This is a genomic window from Abyssisolibacter sp. ZYX002, assembly GCF_056892235.1.
Window position 1 is genome coordinate 865,548 of the sequence record NZ_JARMXH010000001.1, and the last position, 19,565, is coordinate 885,112.

Here is a 19,565-nt window from a genome sequence, read left to right on the forward strand (position 1 = left end):
GCTCCTTTATAAATTGTATTTACGGAATATAACAGCTGTTAAAGAAGTTTTACAGGAATGCAAATATCTACATTTTGTTTATTATCATTTTCTAAGGTTCCACCATTATAATGTTCAAATGCAAGACTATCTCTTGGTTGATATCCACTATTCGGGAGCCACCTTGCGTACATCTCATTCCAAGCAAACTGATATTCATACTTATTTAACTTAAAATGTCCTACTCCATACTTTCCACCTTTAATTCTCATAAAACCAATCTCACCATCAGCATGTATCTTGGTATCCACAGTTAAACACACACTAATTCTTAACTTATCTTCCATTGTTATATCAGGTGTATCATGGTATAGGGTTAGCCATTTGTTCGTAGAATTAATTAATTGCTTTTCTTTAGCCCATGAATACAGCTTACTAAAAAGCTCCTCAAATAACTTATCATCTGTTTTATATGGACCTGTATGTCGTATATACGCTAGATTCATCTCTGGTATATCCTTTACCTCTATATCATAATCCAATTTATAGTTATTTACTTCTAGATAACGCTGTTTATCCCTTACAGCGTTATTATAGCAAACTATTTCAGAGAACACTTTTCTCATATTGCTTTTTTGTTGTTTTCTGAAAATACTTGCGTTAACATTAAAATATCTTTTAAATGCTTTGGCAAAAGAGGACTGATTTGCGAATCCATACTCTAATGCAATATCCATTATACTTTTATCTTTATTTGCTAAGAGAGTAAATGCTGCCTTTTCTAGTTTAACTCTCTGAATATATTCAAATAACGTTTCATTTGTCATCTCTTTGAAAATCCTATGGAAATGGTACGAAGAAAAATTTGCTATAATAGCTAATTTAGGCAGTGTAAATTCTTCATTAATATTGCCTTCGATATAATCTTGAACTTTATTTATTCTAGCTTTGTATTCTTGATATAATAAAGTTTTGTTCATATATTCTCCTCACTTTTACTTTTAAATTCATCACTTATATTCTATCAATTAATATGGACATTAACAATGCAATACGATAACCATCGTAACAATACAAAAAAAGAGGCAAACAAAACACCTCTTAAATATTTTAAAATAGCCATCTACAACATTCTGACCATAATTTCAGTTTTAAATACAAATTTACTTGAATTTATTTTCTATTTATCTAAAGTTTAAGATTGTAGGATAAATTGCTTAAGTTTAAAATTTTTATATTATATTTCATTCTAAGTCAGTTTAATATCATGAGCAGGAAATAGCGTAGTTCCCCATATAGCTACTTGTATGTTATTTGTTAAAGGAAGATTTTTCTCATCCACTACTACTCTCCATGGTTCCCATACAAGTCCTGTAGCCTCATCTGCTTTTATATTAATATTTCTTGAATTAGCTGGTAAATCAATTACTGTAGAATAATGTGCTGTTCTGGCGTAACCACTACCAGGCCAATCTATATGAGTTAATTTCTCATTACCTTGATCATCATAATTTACTTCATTCCATGATACCCAAAATCTAGCTATATAACCTCCGCTATGGTCAAGAGTAATTTTACCTTTGCTATATTCTGTAGCTGTAGTTTCTATATAATCAGTTGAATTGTGAACTGCTGCTAGAGAGTTGTCTTTTAAAAATGTGCTAGTATATGATATTGGATACCCTGGATTTTTAATGCTGAACTCTGAATTTTCCTTGATTATTCTCCTAATTTCTTCAAAATCAGTAGTAATTATTTTATTATGCTCTGCAGCATCTCCTCCTAATATAACAGCTGTAAACGAACTATTTTGTACAATATTATCTATCTCGCTACCTGCCTCAATTTTCTGCCCTTTAATAAGCGTTTTAAATGCAGCTTCAACATGCACACTCGTCGAACTAGTTTTTAAAACTACGTATACACTTCTACCATACGCTACATTTGTAACCATAACCGGAGGTGAAGTATTACTTACACCTTTAGCTGTTAAATCTTTAAATGTCACTTCTTGAGCAAATAACTCTGACGGTTTACTAGGTAGCTGTGCACTCACTGTATAGAAAATTTGCTTATATGAAGCAACCATATACTGCTCTTCTCCAGCAACTATAGATTTAAAATCAATTCCTAGTAATTGATCCGCAACTTGTATGTCAACATTTAAACTCATTTTCAATTGAGTTTTACTGTGAACCATTGTCTCATTATATTGCGTTCTAGCAGGTAATGTATGTGTCTCTGATTCCTTCTTACTCCATAAATCAATCATATTATTAATAGCAGCAGTAATGCTACCATATGCTGGTTTTTTAACTGATGTAGTATTGGCATCTCCAAGTCCTGGTAAATCTATAGTTATATTGAGTGGTGCTCTAGGTTCAACTAGCGCTGTAGGTCTATTCTTGGCAAATTCTCCATCTGCTAGTAACAATGCTCCAGGATACGTACGGTCCATTATTGAATCTACTACAGATATATCTACTGGTGATGTCCCTAATGATTTTTTTTCATGCACAACAACTATAAATTTCCCGTTTTCACTTTTTCCTTCTCTTGGTACAAAACTTTCTACAGTATCTCCTTTATTTGCTAATATCTCTAATTTATTATAATCTAGTTTAGCTATCCCTTTGTTTATACTGTCATCTAAGGTTACTATATCTTGTATATGTCTATGCCCTCTATTGCCAAACATTCTTCTCATATTTTTACAGCTCCTTTTAATAAGTTTAACAATATACTTTCTTCTATATTTTATTCGTATAAAAGATATATTGTTCACACGCCAAACAAAAAATCCCATTATATTTTTAATATAATGGGACTCAGGTTGTTTGACAATATCCAGTTTCTACTTATTAAATTGCTTCGTAACGCTGTCTATTTTATATTTCTTGCTATAATAGCTTGATAATACATTCATTACTACATATAAAAGAATTAATCCTAAAGGTATCAATGCGTATATTGGTATATTAACAAACCCATACAGACAATACATAAATATGGCTATTACAGCTACAGTTATAGAGTATGGTATCTGTGTAGTCACATGGTCTATATGATCTGCTCCAGAGAAAATTGATGCTAATACTGTTGTATCTGAAATCGGTGAACAATGATCGCCAAAAATCGCACCTGAAAATACTATACCTGCCATAGATACTGATGTTATTGCATCACCAGTCATTTTATAAACTAATGGTATTGCTATCGGTGTTAATATAGTCATAGTTCCCCATGATGTCCCCGTAGAGAATGAAATAACCATACCTAAGAAGAATATAATAATAGGAACAACTGAGAACGGTAGACTGTTACCTAATTTAGATACAATATAGTCTGCTAGTTTCATGTCCTTAGTAACAGCGCCCAAAGACCATGCTAGTACTAATATAGTACATGCTAATAGCATCAACTTCAATCCATCTAAAAACGTATCCATTGTTTCTTTTAGATCTGTAACTTTAAGTGCCAATACTATCCCTACTATAGTCATTGAAAATGCACCCCACAGTAATGCCAGTGGAGCATCTGCATCTCCTAATATTTCAGTTATTGTTGTACCTCCCCCAGCTTTTCCAGTCCAGTAAAATCCAAACATTGTAACACCAACAAGTGCTATTATAGGCAAGAAAAATGTCCACAAACTAGATTTGACATCTTTTGGATCTCCTAATTCATAACCTACGTCCAGCATAGGTTTAGAACCGTCTTTAACAATCTTGCCAGTTGTTAATGCTCTATTTTCAGCCTTTAACATTGGTCCATAGTCTTTACCTGTTAAAACTAACATTCCAACAAAAATTACTGCAAAAATACAATACAGGTTAAATGGTATACTGTGCAAAAAACCTCCAAATGATGATACTGTGGTTATCTCCGCCGTATCTAAACCTGACTGTATCATTGACATCTGAAAAGCTATCCAATCCGATATAAAGAATGTAGCAACTGGTGCTGCTGTGGAGTCTAATATATAAGATAATCTCTCTGATGACACCTTATGTTCCTCACAAACATCTCTAAAAACATTACCTACTATTGCAGCATTTACATAATCATTAAAAAATACAATAATACCCAAAAGCCAAGCTCCAATGCCAGCAGATTTTCTTGTCTTAATTTTCTTTCTAGCCCAATTTGTTAATGCTTTACTTCCTCCAAGCTTCCATATAAATGCAACTCCTGCACCCATTAATAAGTTAAATAATAGCAATCTGATATTAGATTCATCGGTCATAGATGTAACTAGTTTTTCTAGTGAATAAGCTACTCCACTAAAAGGGTTTCCTTTTGATATAATCAAACCCCCAGCAAAAACTCCTACAAACAGTGATACTAATACTCTTTTTGTTAAAAAGCACAAAATAATTGCTACTAATGGTGGTATAACAGCCCATAACCCGAAATCATTCATAGTTTGCCTCCTTAGATTGTTTTATTACTATCCAAAACGGTAGTTTGAATATTCTGAATATTAATGATATCAAACATACCATTTTAAATTATGTATTACTTTATATATTATATATTTTATTGATTATTTCCTGCTTTTTTTGTAGGTATTTGTTAGTAAATAAGAAGAAAGCAAATAATGTTTTGCTCTCTTCTATTTTCAACAATAATTCATTTATAATTTTCTAAGCTTATAAAAAGTTACAGTTTCATCGTTTGATAGTGAGTCATTTTCTATAATATTATTAAAACATTTATCCATAACAAAATTACTCTTTATAGCCATTTGCTCCATATCCTTTTTATCAAAATAATGGTTCCAAAAGCGATATATTTTATAATTATTTTCTTCATCAATAACTATATGTTCATCTAGCAAGACCTTTACCTCCTCAAAATGAGATGTATTTGATAAACTGATGTATGGACTTTCTTGCCAAAAGCCTCCGCTTGATACTGTCCAATTTTTCTTTAATTCCATATTCGTTAGTGCTTTCTCATTTAATGCATCAAATATAAGTATACCACCAGGCTTTAATGCCTTATATATGTTATCTAGCAGTTTCTCTCTATCTGATACAGACAATGCTCCAAAATCACAGAAAATTATTATTATTAAATCAAATTGTTCTTTAAAATCCATTTTAAGATAATCTTTTTGAATATACTTTATATCAAGTTCCTTTTCTTTAGCACTTTTGATTGCATGATTTATTGAATTATTCGAAAAATCTAAACCTGTGACATTATACCCTTTCATTGCTAATCTTTCTGTATATAGTCCTGGGCCACAACCTAAATCCAAAATATCACCACTATTTTTATCAAACTCTCTTAGTATAAATTCAATTGTTTTTTGGATATTTTTCTTAGTCCTACTTGCTAGATTGCTATTCTTATCTAGATGTACTTTTAATAACTCTTTTGAGATATGTTCATCAGTCCACATTATAGCTGTACCTTTATCGTAAGGTTTAGCGGACTCTAATATTTCTATTATCTTTTTAATATTCATTTATAAATCCCTCCTATGTTATTTTGCATTAAACTAATCTGGCAGATTTTAGATAATATCCACTCCCCTCTTTAAAATTTCAATAATAATTTTATCCAATAAAAAAAGTAGCTCTGAGAATACACAAAAAAATCAACTGACAATAATTAGGATCATTAACAAACTGTTTTCAACAAACAGCTTCAGACAGTAGACAAAATCCCAATTTCTGCGTTGCCCCAAAATTTCCGTTGCTCACTTACCTCTAAGTAAGCTCTGCTACTCAATTTTAACACGCCTTGAAATAGAACTTTTACTAAAGTCTGCTATCTTGATGACTTTGCCATCAAGATAAACTGTTTTAAACAAACAGATTTTCCTAATTATCAAGTTAATTAATTTATATATTTCTCCAAGCTACTTATGTTATTTGGATTCATATAACACTAAGTTGTCGGATTACATTCCACCTTTATTAATTTAATTATTATTGCAAACATCATTATACCACATTTAAAATATCAAAGCAATTTTGCTATCTAGCCACGATTATAAATAAAAAAACATAAAAAACTCAAAAGGAGATTAGCTGCAAAAAACATGAAAGCTACCTCAAAAATTAAGATAATTATCCAATTGCTACAAAGATATTTTCTTGGTATGACTATTCCCTAAGAATCATGGTATAGATATGCATTATTCTCAAGATTGTATACTACCTTAACGGCAAAAAACACAAAATACTAATTTTAGTGGTTTGTATTTTTTTCAAATATAAAAATTTCAAGTGATTTCTCAAATGTTGTACCTTGGTTTATTTGATACGTTCCTGTTTTGATTTGCAAATTATTATTTTTCATATATTTTTCCAATTTATTTCTTTCTGATCTATCCCATAAATCTATAGCTATAACATTCTTTAAGGAAGCGTGGTTTATTACCGGCTTCTTAGTTATATTTATAGTAAGCGTTTTGCCAATCCCAACGAGTCCATTTTTTCTTAAACTATTATTGCTGATAAAGTTAATTATAATAGCTATAGTTAATATAATTATTATAGCTACTATAATAATTACTACTTTTTTTCTCAAAAAAATCCCCTCTTTACCTTTTCTATTAAAATATATTATAACATATAGCTAATTTTTGGTAAAATTTTTAATTAAATAGCTAAACCTTGAAAATACTGATATCAGCAGTATTTTCAAGGTTTTGTAATTATAGTAATGAGATAGGTTGGTGATACTCTTATTAATCAACAATAAAATTTAAAACTAAATTCACCTATAATATCTGATGTAGATGTAGTTGAACCTAGCTCTTTAAACTACTTAAATTTATTACTCATTTCTTCTCTCCATTGATCAAATATAGGTGATATAGTGCGCAGTTTTTCGAAAGTTTGTTCACTATTTACTGAATCATCCTTAAATACTTCTTTAACTTTATCTATAAAATTTAACCCCATGCTGTTATATACTCTCTCTGCTAACAATGTAAACTGTTTTTGATACCAATCATAATTCTCTACAGGCATATCAGAATATATTTCATCAAAATCTTTTAGTTTTGTATATTTAGGCTTGGAACCGTCTAAGTAAGTTATTTTAGCATTCACTTTCCATAGATTAGCATGTTTTGGTTCTTTATTTACTAAATATGCATATGCAAAATATGTTGCCATGAATTCATTGAACCAAGAATTAAGATTAGTATTACCATTTTCAAAAGTTAATGAATGACCAACTTCATGCAATCCTATAAGATCAGGAAAAAGTTTAACTGCCTCTTCAAAAGTATAACCTATATCACTTAATTCTTTCTTAAGGTCACTAGTAACATAATCTTTGTTTTTTAATCCAAGTTCTACTACAACACCATCTTGTGTAGCTGGTAATACTACAATTGGTGGTGTATAAAGCATAATAAAAGGAAGTCCATATGGAACGTCATTATACTCTCTTGCCCAATCATTCCTATCTAGAAGCTCTACATTAATCTTTAGATCTAAGCCCTTTTGCTCCTTATAAAAACTCTTCATAGATCCTAATCTGTTAAATTGCACTCTAGCTTTACTTTCATAACCTTCACTATAATCAACCCTAAGCCCTTCGCCTACGATTGAATTTCCTGATAACGGTGTAATTTCTACTGCAGATGAAACTGTAACCCCTACTACAAATGTGACTAATAAAATTAAAACTAACGCTTTTGTTTTCATATCTTGCTCCTTTCTATATTTTTATTTTTATTGTATATATTTACAGTTTAATAAAAGAACTTAACTACACGTCAAGTATCGATTTTATTTGCAATAATTGTATAATATGTAGTTAACTGCATGTTCCCATATAAAAAAAGAGCTAATGCTCCTTTTTTATATTACTTAAATTTATTTTTCATTTCTGATGCCCATTGATCAAATATAGGTGATATAGTTCGTAGTTTATTGAAGGTCTCATCACTATCTATTACATCATCCTTAAATACATCCTTAACTTTATCTATATAATCTAAACCCATGCTATCATATACTTTAACTGCTAACAATGTAAACTGTTTCTGATACCAATCATAATTATCCGGTTGTATCTGTGAATATTTTTCATCAAAGTCTTTTAGAGCTGTATATTTAGGTTTAGAACCATCTAAATAAGTTATGCTAGCATTTGCCTTCCATAACTTAGCATATTTTGGTTCTTCTTTTACTAAATATGCATATGCATAATATGTTGCCATAAATTCATTAAACCAAGAATTTAGATTTGTGTTGCCATTCTCAACAGTTAAAGAATGACCAACCTCATGTAATCCTATGAGATCAGGAAAAAGCTTAACTGCCTCTTCATAAGTAAAACCTATCTCACTTAATGTTTTCTTTATGTCTCTAGGAACATTGTCTTTATATACTAATGCATTTTTTACAATAATCCCATCTTCTGTAGCAGGCAATACTACTGTTGGTGTTCCTTCGAGCATAACGAAAGGCATACCGTATGGCACATCTTTATATTTTTTTGTCCATTCTTCTTTATCAAGAAGCTCTACGTGAACTTTTAAGTCAAGATTTTTGGCTTTCTTATAAAAACTTTTCATAGCTTCTAATCTCTTAAATTGTACTTTTGCTTTACTTTCATAACCTTTACTATAATCAAGCTTAAGACCTTCACTTTTGATTGAATTTTTGCTTGCATTATCAATTGGTTCATTGATTGTCTTATTTGTTGAGTCTTTATTCAAATCTTTGGTTGAATCTTTAGAAGAATCTTTACATCCTCCTACTACAAGTGTAATTAGTAAAATTAAAATTAATGTCTTTGTCTTCATATCCCATCTCCTAGTTTTATTATTGTTATATATTAAATAGTATAATAAAAGAACTCAACTACACGTCAAGCATTTATTTAGTATATCGATAATCATATTAAGTAGCTAACTGCTTATTAGTAACAGGTAATTTAAAGAAAGGACTTTACAATGATATAAATTTTCTAGTTTATATGATTTCATCATTATTTACTCATTTTTTAATATCTTCATAGTATGTATTATTGATGTTTCTATTGATTTTATCCACCCTGCTGGAGGACTTTCTTTATTTATTAGAGATAGCATTGATGTAATATCGTTGAGTCTGGATAGCTTTATCCAGTTATCTGGTAGTTTATTTCTAGCATTATCATTATATCCTTTAGCGAAACTATCAAAGGTATTATTTGTTCTGTATTTATCAAAATCTCTATCTCTAAAAAACTTTCCAATATCGCTATAAATGGGCGCAGACAAGCTGTATTCAAAATCAATGAACCATACTGTTTTAGATGAATCTATCATAATATTAGATGGATAAAAATCTCCATGTGAGAAAACACTATTTGAATCTAACTCTTTAATTAAATCATCGTTTGCATCTATAAACTCTAATAATTCTTCTTTAACATTTCTATCTATATGTTTTACTACTACCCCACCCAGAAGCTTATAATAAACCTCATGCATACTAGATAATTGTTCTTTTATGTTTAATTCTTTATCAAGTAGTCCTCTACATGGGTACTCTCTTCTATGTAATAATGCCAAATTTCTCCCTATATCGTAAGCTATATCATCAGAAAACTTTTTATTAGTTATAATATAATCTTTTAATGTAGTTCCGTTAATATACTCCATTATCACATATTTGTTGCCACAAATTTGCTTACTATCATCATATAAATAGATACTTGGAACTCTAATAAACTGTTTTACATATAAAAACGATGCTACCTCTAAATCAGTTCTTTCTCCATCCACAGGATAAATTTTAAGTAAGTATTTCTTTGGGCTATCTTCTGCTTCTACTATATAATTAGTAGTGCTTAACCCTTCTGTTATCAGCTCTATCGATTTAACCTTTATCTTTGTATCAAACTTTGAAAATAGTTTTTGCACAGTCTTTAAATCTAAGTTAAAATAACTATAAAACCTAACATTCTTATCTGTCATTATGAATACCTCCTTTGTATGCGAAAATTAAGTAACCTCTAAAAAAGGTTACTTTTAAAATTTGTGTGCTATATTATAACATTTAATATTTGTTATAACAACTAAAATTTCATGCATTTTTAGTTGTTATATTTAACGTTAATTCATCCATAGTATAGCTTGCAAACTGTTTTCCGAGTTCTGTTAATACGTAAGGCTCTTCTTTGTCAAATGCTGATTTTAGATAAGGTGATTTATTTTTGCCTTTTCTAGTAGTATGTCTAATATAGTTTCCTTCATCATCTGTAGCTCGATACTGTCTTATAACATGCCCTATACTCAAATCTTGCATTATGAGCTTGAATAAATCAGCCTCAGCCGAATCCTCTCTTACCTCTTTGTCATAGAGCTTATCCCATATTTGATAACGAGTGATTCCTTCGTTTCTATAAATTATTGATATTATCTTGAAGTGCATATCTGTATATTTATCTATCCATTCTATGAATAATTTGATAACATCATCATCTGTGATACGTGTGGTTGCTGCATTGGCTAATAGATTGCGTAGCTGTAATCTTTTATCTTCACTATCAGATGCCGACCAATCTCTAAAACACTTTTTGATTATATCTAGATACTCTTTACTCTGAACTCTTGAAATAATGTTCTCGTTTTGTATATCTACCCTTGCTATAACCTCAGAAAGTGTCTTTGTAATACTCTTGATATCTTCTTCTTGTATTTTTAGCCACGCTTTAAATACACTGTTTATATTAGCTTGTTCTTTTTCTGACCAAGCTCCACCTATTGCTGCTATCACTCCACCCCCTATAGGGATTCCTCCAAGAGCAGAAAGTACAAATCTAGCTAGTGATGGATATTTTTTGTTTGGTAGTAAACTATCTATTTCCCTAGCAAGTTCTTCTTTTGTAAGGTCTTTGTTGTTCATAGATGACCTCCTTGAATTTATAATAATATATCAATTGCAGTTGTCTATATATTTCTATACTAGTATCATAATTCCTTTTTTAACGATTTTATATTCGATAATATAATTAAAAAATTTCCGATTGTATATAAGCTCGCTAGATAACTGATTTTTACGTTTTTCAACTTTCAAGGGTTATGCCACATAACGAAACTATTTTCTATATTTTTTATATCTATAAAATCTGCATAATCACCTGTTTTACACTTTATCTAAAGTAACATAGTATTTTAATTCTTTCTTCATTTTTATTGCCTTAAAAAAGCCTTCATCCTCAAAAAACTAGTTGCTCTGACCAATATATATAGCAATAAAAAGCACAGGTATCTGAGGTAAAATCTTATTGTTTGTCGGGTAAATCTCCAAGAAAGCGTTTATTGTGGCGTGACATAAAATGCATAAAAATATGCTTTTGGTTTTATGATAAACACTAGATAGTAAAAAAGCAAAACTTGTAACAAGGACACAGAACATTAGAAAATTCCACTCTGCATGATTTGTCCAATATATAAACCATAAAGGAATATGCCATATCGCCCAAATCCCAGCCACAATCAATGTGCTAGTGAATACACTAAATCGAGCCTCTATTTTTGATTGCAAGAATCCTCTCCAGCCAATTTCTTCAAGCCCTCCCCCAATTATCATCGGTATAATCAATACAAAGCCCACATAAAAAGGTTTTTCTATTGTCGCCCCACCCCATAATACAGGTAAAGCTGTCATAACAATAGGTAAACCAATTGTCCATATATACCATTTAATAGGCATTCTTACATTTATAATATTCTTCATAAAAGCCTTGAATTCTTGAGAAGTGCATTGTTTTTTGTTAACTATAATAGCACTAATTGCTGGAGAGAATATGCCCATCACATAACATGTCATCGCTAAAGGATGTCCATATTCCCATGCACCTAAGCTGATGCCAAAAATGACAGTTCCCCATAAACCCCATGTGATCCCAAAAGTGCAAATTAGATATTTAATCATCATTTCTCTCCTTATATTCTTAGATTTTTTCATAAACTCTTTAAATCTTTGCTTTTCATTTTATTATAAAAAGTTTTATATAGATGCTGATGCATTCAGCGCAGAATAAAGGGATTTTTTAACAACTTACAAACATCATTAATTATTGTTTATTGTAGTATTCCTCACCTAGCTTCTTTTGGCTATGTAGGTAGCTATCCCCTTTATCAAAATCTCAAGTGCTTCTCTCTTAGCTTCTTCTCCATGCTTACACGGTCTAGATGCTATAAAATTAACACAATCGAGTAAATCAACTAAGACACCCATATTTATATTTGACGGATTAATTCCCAATATCTTCATTGAGGATTCGAAAAAGTTCTTTCCTCTTAATTCTTTATTGTAAATCAATTCTGAAGGTAGTTTTGCTATGATTTTTTCGATTTCCTCAGTTGTAATTGTATTGACTAAACTATTTTTACCAATATAGACTTCTGTTAATGCTTTTATTACTTTATCCTCTATGTTTATCTCGTAGTTATTATAGCTTAGCATTTGTTTAATGAGGTTTTCTTCTTTTTCTTTTAAGATTTCATAGAGTAATACTTCCTTTGAGTTGTAATAATAGTAAAAAGTCCCTTTTCCTATGGGAACTGCATCACATATTTTAGTAATGGTGATATTTTTGAATCCTATCTCTTCAATTAGGTCCTCTGTTTTTTTCTTTATATTTTTTCTTGCTATCTCTTTCTTTTCCTCGGTTACAATTTTGGGCATAGTCATCTCCTTATTAGTTAAAGTTTTACTGAATATTTTAAGTTATTAAATTCAGTTTAATTTATATATAACAGACTGTAAAGTACAAATTTAAAAAGTAATTATGAGGCTTAAGTCTGACTAGCATATAAGTTCCAGCTTTGTGCCCTTCTTAAGCCTAACCTCAAAAACAAAAAGCACTCAAACATAGTACTTTTGAGATTTTATTGTCTCAATTATTACCATGTTTGAGTGACTTTTAATCAGTTTTAACGTCTTCTATATAAGTTACCTGTGATAGCTTTAGCTATATCTGTATCAAGAGTTATTAACCATTTTCCATCTTTTTTAATGATATCAATAGTTATATCACTATGTAAAGTTTCAAGATTTCCTTCTAATTTCTTTTTTATAGACTCTTCCATTTTTTTAAGCACTGCTTCTTCATCAAGATCACCTTTTTCTGTGCTTTTCATAGATTTCATCATTTCATCTACTTCTTTCGCCATCTCCTTAAGCACTTTGTTAATATCCGGATAATCAACGCCTACTTTCACAGTTGCTTTTTCACCATCAATTTTTTCTTCATTAATAGTAAATTTAACTTTTCCTGTAGCTTTAATTAACGTGTCAGTAATTGGTTTAGTGGTTCCATCTTTAGCTATACCAAGGTTATAATCTTTAATATTGTCAGCTACCTTATCTAAGTCGTTATATTTCCCCTCTTTAACTAAATCAAATAATGAAGTGACAGTAGCTTTAGGTGAGTCTGTTTTAATTTTAGGACTACTACACCCACATAAAACTATAAATAAAACACATAGTATACTTAATAACTTGATATTTTTCATAACATTTGCTCCTTTCACCTATATAGCAATATATATTATAAACAATAAAAATGATATGATCCGATAGTCTTAAAAATACTTCCTTGAAACAATTTTATAAGCCTGCAACCAAAAGACAAAATCATAAAGACTTTGCCTTTTATCTTTCATATTAATTTTTAGTTTAACTATCTTCTAACATCTCTTTAGCTAACCTAAACCCTAGTTTAAAACCTTGGGAAAAATATATCTTTGACTCTATCATTGCTGTTATTGATTTCTTGTCTATAGTTTCATAGTAAATCTTTTTAGTATCTTTATCTAATAATCTCGTTAAGTACTTTTCTGTATCATCATAGATGTCACTTGCTTCTCTATATTCATCTGTCAGTATGAACATATCCTCTGCGCTTATTTCTCCATCAAATAACTGGTCTGTTACTGATTTCATATTTACACCTCCGATAAAAAATATTGGTAATATAATTGATTTTCACAATAAACAGGTGTATAATATATTTACCTCTGCTTATGTGGAGGATAGTTGGAAGAAGTAGTGTCGGTCTGGTTAGCGTGACGCTACTTCTTTTTATTTACCCTCTAGGTCTTCTGCTATTCTCTTTATCCCTCTACGAACAACATCTGAACGATTACTTCCTAGTTTTTTAGCACATCTATCAAGCATGTCCATTGTTGGTTTATCAACTCTTATTTGGAGTTTTATATCCTTGGGATTTTTTGAAGTCGGTCGACCCATTTTCTTTGGCACCATAACTTCACCTCACTTTATGCCAGTACAATATTATTATACATTTTGCCAGCACATAAAGTCAATATATTTTGGTAAATTTTTTATACAAAAACATAAAAAGGTGAAATAGTAAAATTCACCTTTTCGTTTATATTTTATTTAAAATACTCTATTTCATCAAACAGTCCTTTGTTTTTTAAGATTATATCTTTTCCTCCAGTTATGCAATAGTTATTCTGATCTAGTATTGCTTTTAACATTTTAGCATATTTTTTTATATCTTTATCTTTTGTAGTTTTGATTTGATTACATTGTTGTATTCTTTTGTCTATAGACTGTTTTGCAAAAAGCATTTTGTCATAGGCTTTATATCTGAATATATATGAATCGAATTCATCTCTTTTCAGTATCTTAGGTATAGTACTAACTATATGATTGTGCATTTGATCTTTTGCTAGTGTAAAATTCTCTATAAACTTCACTACGCTGTCTATAATTTCTAGTGTTTTTTTTATATCATCACATCTATCAACTGAAATTGTGATATCTCCATCTTCTGAAATGTTTATGTTTGCATCGTAAGCGTATCCTTTAATACGTAATTGTTTTATATATTCATTATTGATGATATTTTCAAGTACTTTCATTTTGGGATCATATTTATATCCTTCTTCTATAAAGTTGCCACCCACTACTACATATGATGTATCTATAGGCATTATAGTGGCTTTTCTATTTTTCTTATTTTTTATAGACTCTGATTTTGCCTCTTTTTTATTGTTGATCTTACTTATTAAATCCCCTATATTACTTTTAAATTCTTCATACCCTTGATTGCTCCCTGTGAAGCTTATAGTCATATTGTTAGTATTAAATACTTTACGGTTTACTTCTTTGAGGTTACGCTCTATATTATCAAATTGATTATCGTAATTAGCAAGTAAGTTATTAATAAAAACTCTATACTTATCTCCCCAAATCTTTGAATACTTTTCTCCTTGACATTTGACACTATTACTAGCTACATATTTTCCATAATCATATTCTTCTATAAATGTTTTATAATCAGATTGAATACTGACGAGTATGTTTTTAATACTTTCTTTATCTTTAAACAGAGTACTATTTATTATTTCTTCTTTGGAATTAAGTATATCTTTACATTTACCTTTATCCATTTTCATACTCATACATATTTTTAGTCCTTTTATATTCGACTCTGATTTGTCATGGAATTCTGGCATAATCACAAATGGATACTTTTTTCTTTTTTCTGATATTTGTTCTTTGTTATTTTTTATAGTCTCTAGTTTTCCAAGTACATCACATAATAGTTTGACATAGCATAATTCATCTTCAACTACATTATCTGTATCAAAATACAATGATATTTGAGAGAACCCATCTATGTTCATAGGATGATAAATAGTAGATACTCCATGCAATTTATCCATCTGTGTTGGAATATCATCCATCTCTATTTTGATATCTTCTAAGGTTAACTTTGGAATTTTATTCTCATCATTTTTAGAACTCGACTTATCTATCCATGCATTTAGTGATTTTGTGTCCTCTACTAATTTTTCTAGCTCATTTTTTGATAGCTTTACTTTATAGTTCTTTAGATATTCTTTGGTTTTTCTTGCTTTTTGCTCTGCTAATCCTTTTACTGGATTGAGCACTACTATTGATCGGTGTTTGTTATCTATGAATTTTTGCTTTAAAAACTCTTTAAAACATCCTTTCTCTATATTGTTTTCTAATGATTCTATAGTATCTTTATTTCTTATATAATCAAATATATTTTCTCCATGCATCCAACCTCTACATATGTCTTGATTGATTCTATAATGACTTACTGTATTTAAGCATCTTCTTTCTTCAATTCTTTTGCATTTACTGAGTAAATTATCTATCTGCTCTATGGCAAATCCGTTTTGGTATCTCTTTGTAAACAAATCATCTATAAGTTCTTGAATCTTTAATTTGTTCTTAACGTCTGAATCTAATACTTTTATTGTATATATTGGCTGAATACCTTCCATTGTTAACTCAGAATATACATCTTTTCCTAGCTTTTGTGATTGTATTTGTTTTTTCAACTGGTCAATATCATCTTTTAACAATCTATTGATTATGTTAGCTACAAATATGCCCTCTTTATCTTTTATATCACCTACCACATAGTTATATGTAATGTACGTTTTATTTGTAGTATCTTTATCCTCTGCAACTCCATAGTCTTCTATATACTCAACTTCTTTATTTGATGTTTGTCTTTGAATCGGCACGTTTTCATTGTTTACTTGTTCAAATTTTCTATGACTAAAATATTTATTTAAGTTTGTTAGAACTTTTTCTATATCAACTTTTCCATATACAATTATGTAGCAATTAGATGGTACATACTGCTTTTCGTAAGTCTTTATGACTTCTTCTTTTGTAAGTTTCATGATATCTTTTGGTATTCCACCTACATCCCATCTATAATCTGTTTTTGAGAAAAGTGATTTTGTTATTGCTTTTTGTAGCTGTAATTCTGAGTCTTGCATCCCTTTCATTTCGCTATATACATTCCCTCTAAACACTATCTCTTCATCAATATCATCTAAGCAAAATAATCCTCTTTGTGTTTTTAATATATTTGGATCTTTAACAAGATTAGAAAAGAAAACCGCATCAAGTGTTACATCCATCATATTGTATATATCATTTTCTACATAACTACTTGCGCAATAAGTTACACGATCTTGTTTTGTGTATATCATGAGTGATTCGCACATGGAATTGTTTTTTGCTTTATCTATGGAGCTTTTCACTGGGTAATGCTCTGATCCTCCCTGCGCTATGCAATGCTCTATTACATGATTTGTCCCTCTGTTGTTTTTCGGCATTGTTTTGATATTAATAGAAAAGGATCTGTTTTTGTCTTCATTCTTAATATATAGCACTTTGCCTTTTGATTTTATATGCTCGTATAGTATACCTCTACCATTTAATTCTTCAACTTTTTCATCTGATACTACTCTAAATCCATGCAAATCAGATTCTTTGTTTTCTACTTTACTAAATACTATTATAGTGCATATGAGTATTAGAAATACTACCATAGCTATTTTTGTAACTTCTTTCAAACTATCTCCTTCTTTCTATCCAATTATTTTTCTACCCTTATACATTATGATAATATCCTTAATTTTTTGGTGTTGTTTTTCTTAAGAAAATCTTAATTTTTATTGAATAACACAACTTAAAAAGACAAGGTCATTTTAGACTTTGTCTTTTTTCTATTACTAGCTTAATATTATTCTTAGTTTTTTACGTTATATTATAATTAAATACTTGGTTTATGAACATAAATATTGGCTGAAGTTTGCACATCTTGATAGGTGTTTATTATAACTTCATCAACTATAAAACCAACCCCAACCATTTCTTTTATATATAACTCTTTATTTTTTGGTCTTGCTTGTAAGATAGGGATAGCTATTTCTATATCTTTTTCTTCTATTTTTATCACTCTTTGTTTTGGCGATTTATCAATATTCATTACTTCATACCAATCATGTATGCTTTTAACTGTACCCATATATGCATTATCTCTATAGCTTTCATTATAAAACAGCATAGGTGAATTGTCCTTCAACGATGAGAATACATTAGTTAAATATTTAGCTCTATCTGAGTCTGTTATTAGCATATGTAACCCACATACATCCAAGGCTGCATCATACTTGTCTTCTAAAGTTTCTTTGACCATATCTAGAAGCGTAACTCTTGCATTTGGATAATTTGCTAACAGTTGTTGTGTTGTTTCTATAGCTGATGGTGCAATATCAACGCCATGATATATACATCCTAGCTTCGATAAAATTAATCCGCAAGCACCTTCACCGCAAGCAAATTCGATAACTTTTTTACCTACCAAGTTATATTTTTCAACCCATTTTGTTAACGTAAAAATCAAGTCTTCATCTTCTGCTGATTGTCCCCAACTTTCTATACCAGCTTGATGTAAAATTCTATATCTTTCCTCATAGTTGTTATAGTAATTTTTGTTATCCATCTTCACCCTCCTATTATGTGATGGTGCTGTTTTAACTAATATCACTTTCTAGCAAATATACCTTCTAAAAACCCTTTATCTATTCCTTCTCCTTTTATTTCATACATCTTCATAGCATTTGTCCCTATGCTTATTCCTATATACTTTTCTGTCACGATTTTTATCATTAGGTCATTATTGTTGTCTACTGATTTAAACTTTAAGTTGTACTGCTTGTTATTTGCCCAGCTATAGCTGTTTTGCATCGGTTTTCTGACTTTATAAACTGCTAGTTTTTTAAGTATTTTATCTATATGTTTACTGTTATTTATTGTAACTATCTTATCTGTTAGAACACCGTTACCAACTGTTAATGTCTTCACCTCTAAATTATTATATTTAAAATCATCATTGTTATATCCTATTATTTCTGACATTCTAATACCTCTATATAAATATGTTGTATAGATAATTATTATTGTAATAATTATAAAAAATGCTATCTTGGTTTTTTTAATAATATCACCTTTTTCTTTTACTGATATAATGTGTGGTCATAAATAATTGCCCGCATATATATAACTTTTTTCCGTTGTTTTATATGTTTATTCACCTATACCTACCTATATATATTTATTATAATTACTCATGTTTTCTAGCAAATGCTATTATGTGTCCATCCAAATCTGCACCATACGCAACGAAATCTCCCCATGCTCTAAGTTTATTGATACTAATTCCCTTGCCTCCTGCTTCAATTAGCCTAGTATATGCCTCATCTGGATTATCTACATATAAATAAATCTCGCAACGTGGTATTCCTTTGCCTTCACTAGGATTAGTTATCTTATCATCTAGTATTTTTCTAATGCCTTCCTCTGGCATAATACCTAAACCGACACCTTTAGAAAGCTTGAATTCAGTCATTCCTGAACATGTAGTATAGGTTCATCCCCTAATATTTTTTTATAAAACTCCTTGGTCTTTTCTTGGTTTTCAACATATAAAATAAACATGGTATAACTTTTATCATAGCTACTCATAACCTTACTCCTTTACATTTAAATTTGACTATATCTTTGAAATCAATATAAAGTCAGCATTTACGACTAATAATATACTTTATTGATATTTTATTTCTATTCTACAGAATTGTCAAAACTGTATTATGATTTACAAAGTTCATCTATAGGTCTCTTTTCTAATCTGTTTAGTTAAGTTTATAAATTCTGCATCTAGTTTATGATACTCGGGGTCTTCTTTAGTGTATTTGCTTAGTTCTCCCAATATATCTATGTTTATATGATTGTATAATGCAAAAT

18 protein-coding genes are annotated in these 19,565 nt (G+C 29.8%); all 18 read right to left on the reverse strand.

The features are described 5' to 3' along the window. Positions 1–38: 38 nt before the first annotated feature. Entirely contained in the window at positions 39–959 is a 921-nt protein-coding gene (locus tag P3X86_RS03860; RefSeq protein ID WP_483291305.1) for an AraC family transcriptional regulator, read from the reverse strand. Positions 960–1,228: 269 nt separating this feature from the next. Further along, complete coding sequence (locus P3X86_RS03865; protein ID WP_483291306.1) at positions 1,229–2,686, reverse strand: thiol-activated cytolysin family protein; 1,458 nt, start codon at positions 2,684–2,686, stop codon at positions 1,229–1,231. A 147-nt stretch (positions 2,687–2,833) separates the two neighbouring features. Further along, complete coding sequence (locus tag P3X86_RS03870) at positions 2,834–4,402, reverse strand: Na+/H+ antiporter NhaC family protein (RefSeq protein WP_483291307.1); 1,569 nt, start codon at positions 4,400–4,402, stop codon at positions 2,834–2,836. 213 nt (positions 4,403–4,615) lie between these two features. Beyond that, the gene (locus P3X86_RS03875; protein WP_483291308.1) at positions 4,616–5,455 is read right to left on the reverse strand and encodes a class I SAM-dependent methyltransferase; all 840 of its coding nucleotides are present in this window, start codon (positions 5,453–5,455) and stop codon (positions 4,616–4,618) included. Positions 5,456–6,183: 728 nt separating this feature from the next. Beyond that, entirely contained in the window at positions 6,184–6,525 is a 342-nt protein-coding gene (locus P3X86_RS03880; protein WP_483291309.1) for a hypothetical protein, read from the reverse strand. 236 nt (positions 6,526–6,761) lie between these two features. Continuing rightward, positions 6,762–7,655 carry a hypothetical protein gene (locus tag P3X86_RS03885; RefSeq protein WP_483291310.1) on the reverse strand — a complete coding sequence of 298 codons (894 nt, stop codon included), beginning with the start codon at positions 7,653–7,655 and terminating at the stop codon, positions 6,762–6,764. Between the two features lie 161 nt (positions 7,656–7,816). After that, positions 7,817–8,761: a hypothetical protein gene (locus P3X86_RS03890; protein WP_483291311.1), complete on the reverse strand. Its 945-nt coding sequence runs from the start codon at positions 8,759–8,761 to the stop codon at positions 7,817–7,819. Between the two features lie 189 nt (positions 8,762–8,950). Beyond that, the gene (locus P3X86_RS03895) at positions 8,951–9,919 is read right to left on the reverse strand and encodes an aminoglycoside phosphotransferase family protein (RefSeq protein ID WP_483291312.1); all 969 of its coding nucleotides are present in this window, start codon (positions 9,917–9,919) and stop codon (positions 8,951–8,953) included. Between the two features lie 109 nt (positions 9,920–10,028). Then, on the reverse strand, positions 10,029–10,850 hold the full coding sequence (locus tag P3X86_RS03900; RefSeq protein WP_483291313.1) for a hypothetical protein: 822 nt from the start codon (positions 10,848–10,850) through the stop codon (positions 10,029–10,031). 321 nt (positions 10,851–11,171) lie between these two features. Further along, on the reverse strand, positions 11,172–11,882 hold the full coding sequence (locus P3X86_RS03905) for a CPBP family intramembrane glutamic endopeptidase (RefSeq protein WP_483291314.1): 711 nt from the start codon (positions 11,880–11,882) through the stop codon (positions 11,172–11,174). Between the two features lie 168 nt (positions 11,883–12,050). After that, positions 12,051–12,638 (reverse strand): TetR/AcrR family transcriptional regulator, encoded by a 588-nt coding sequence (locus P3X86_RS03910; protein ID WP_483291315.1) that lies wholly within the window; start codon positions 12,636–12,638, stop codon positions 12,051–12,053. Between the two features lie 248 nt (positions 12,639–12,886). Next, positions 12,887–13,468, reverse strand: a complete 582-nt coding sequence (locus tag P3X86_RS03915) for a hypothetical protein (protein ID WP_483291316.1) — start codon at positions 13,466–13,468, stop codon at positions 12,887–12,889. 163 nt (positions 13,469–13,631) lie between these two features. Then, the gene (locus P3X86_RS03920; RefSeq protein WP_483291317.1) at positions 13,632–13,898 is read right to left on the reverse strand and encodes a DUF6809 family protein; all 267 of its coding nucleotides are present in this window, start codon (positions 13,896–13,898) and stop codon (positions 13,632–13,634) included. Positions 13,899–14,036: 138 nt separating this feature from the next. Then, positions 14,037–14,219 (reverse strand): ribbon-helix-helix domain-containing protein, encoded by a 183-nt coding sequence (locus P3X86_RS03925; RefSeq protein WP_483291318.1) that lies wholly within the window; start codon positions 14,217–14,219, stop codon positions 14,037–14,039. A gap of 134 nt (positions 14,220–14,353) precedes the next feature. Continuing rightward, positions 14,354–17,332, reverse strand: coding sequence for an insulinase family protein (locus P3X86_RS03930; RefSeq protein WP_483291319.1), 2,979 nt, complete (start codon positions 17,330–17,332; stop codon positions 14,354–14,356). A gap of 200 nt (positions 17,333–17,532) precedes the next feature. Next, positions 17,533–18,264, reverse strand: coding sequence for a class I SAM-dependent methyltransferase (locus P3X86_RS03935; RefSeq protein WP_483291320.1), 732 nt, complete (start codon positions 18,262–18,264; stop codon positions 17,533–17,535). A 41-nt stretch (positions 18,265–18,305) separates the two neighbouring features. After that, positions 18,306–18,680 carry a hypothetical protein gene (locus tag P3X86_RS03940; RefSeq protein ID WP_483291321.1) on the reverse strand — a complete coding sequence of 125 codons (375 nt, stop codon included), beginning with the start codon at positions 18,678–18,680 and terminating at the stop codon, positions 18,306–18,308. A 205-nt stretch (positions 18,681–18,885) separates the two neighbouring features. Then, positions 18,886–19,170 carry a VOC family protein gene (locus tag P3X86_RS03945; RefSeq protein ID WP_483291322.1) on the reverse strand — a complete coding sequence of 95 codons (285 nt, stop codon included), beginning with the start codon at positions 19,168–19,170 and terminating at the stop codon, positions 18,886–18,888. Positions 19,171–19,565 lie beyond the last annotated feature (395 nt).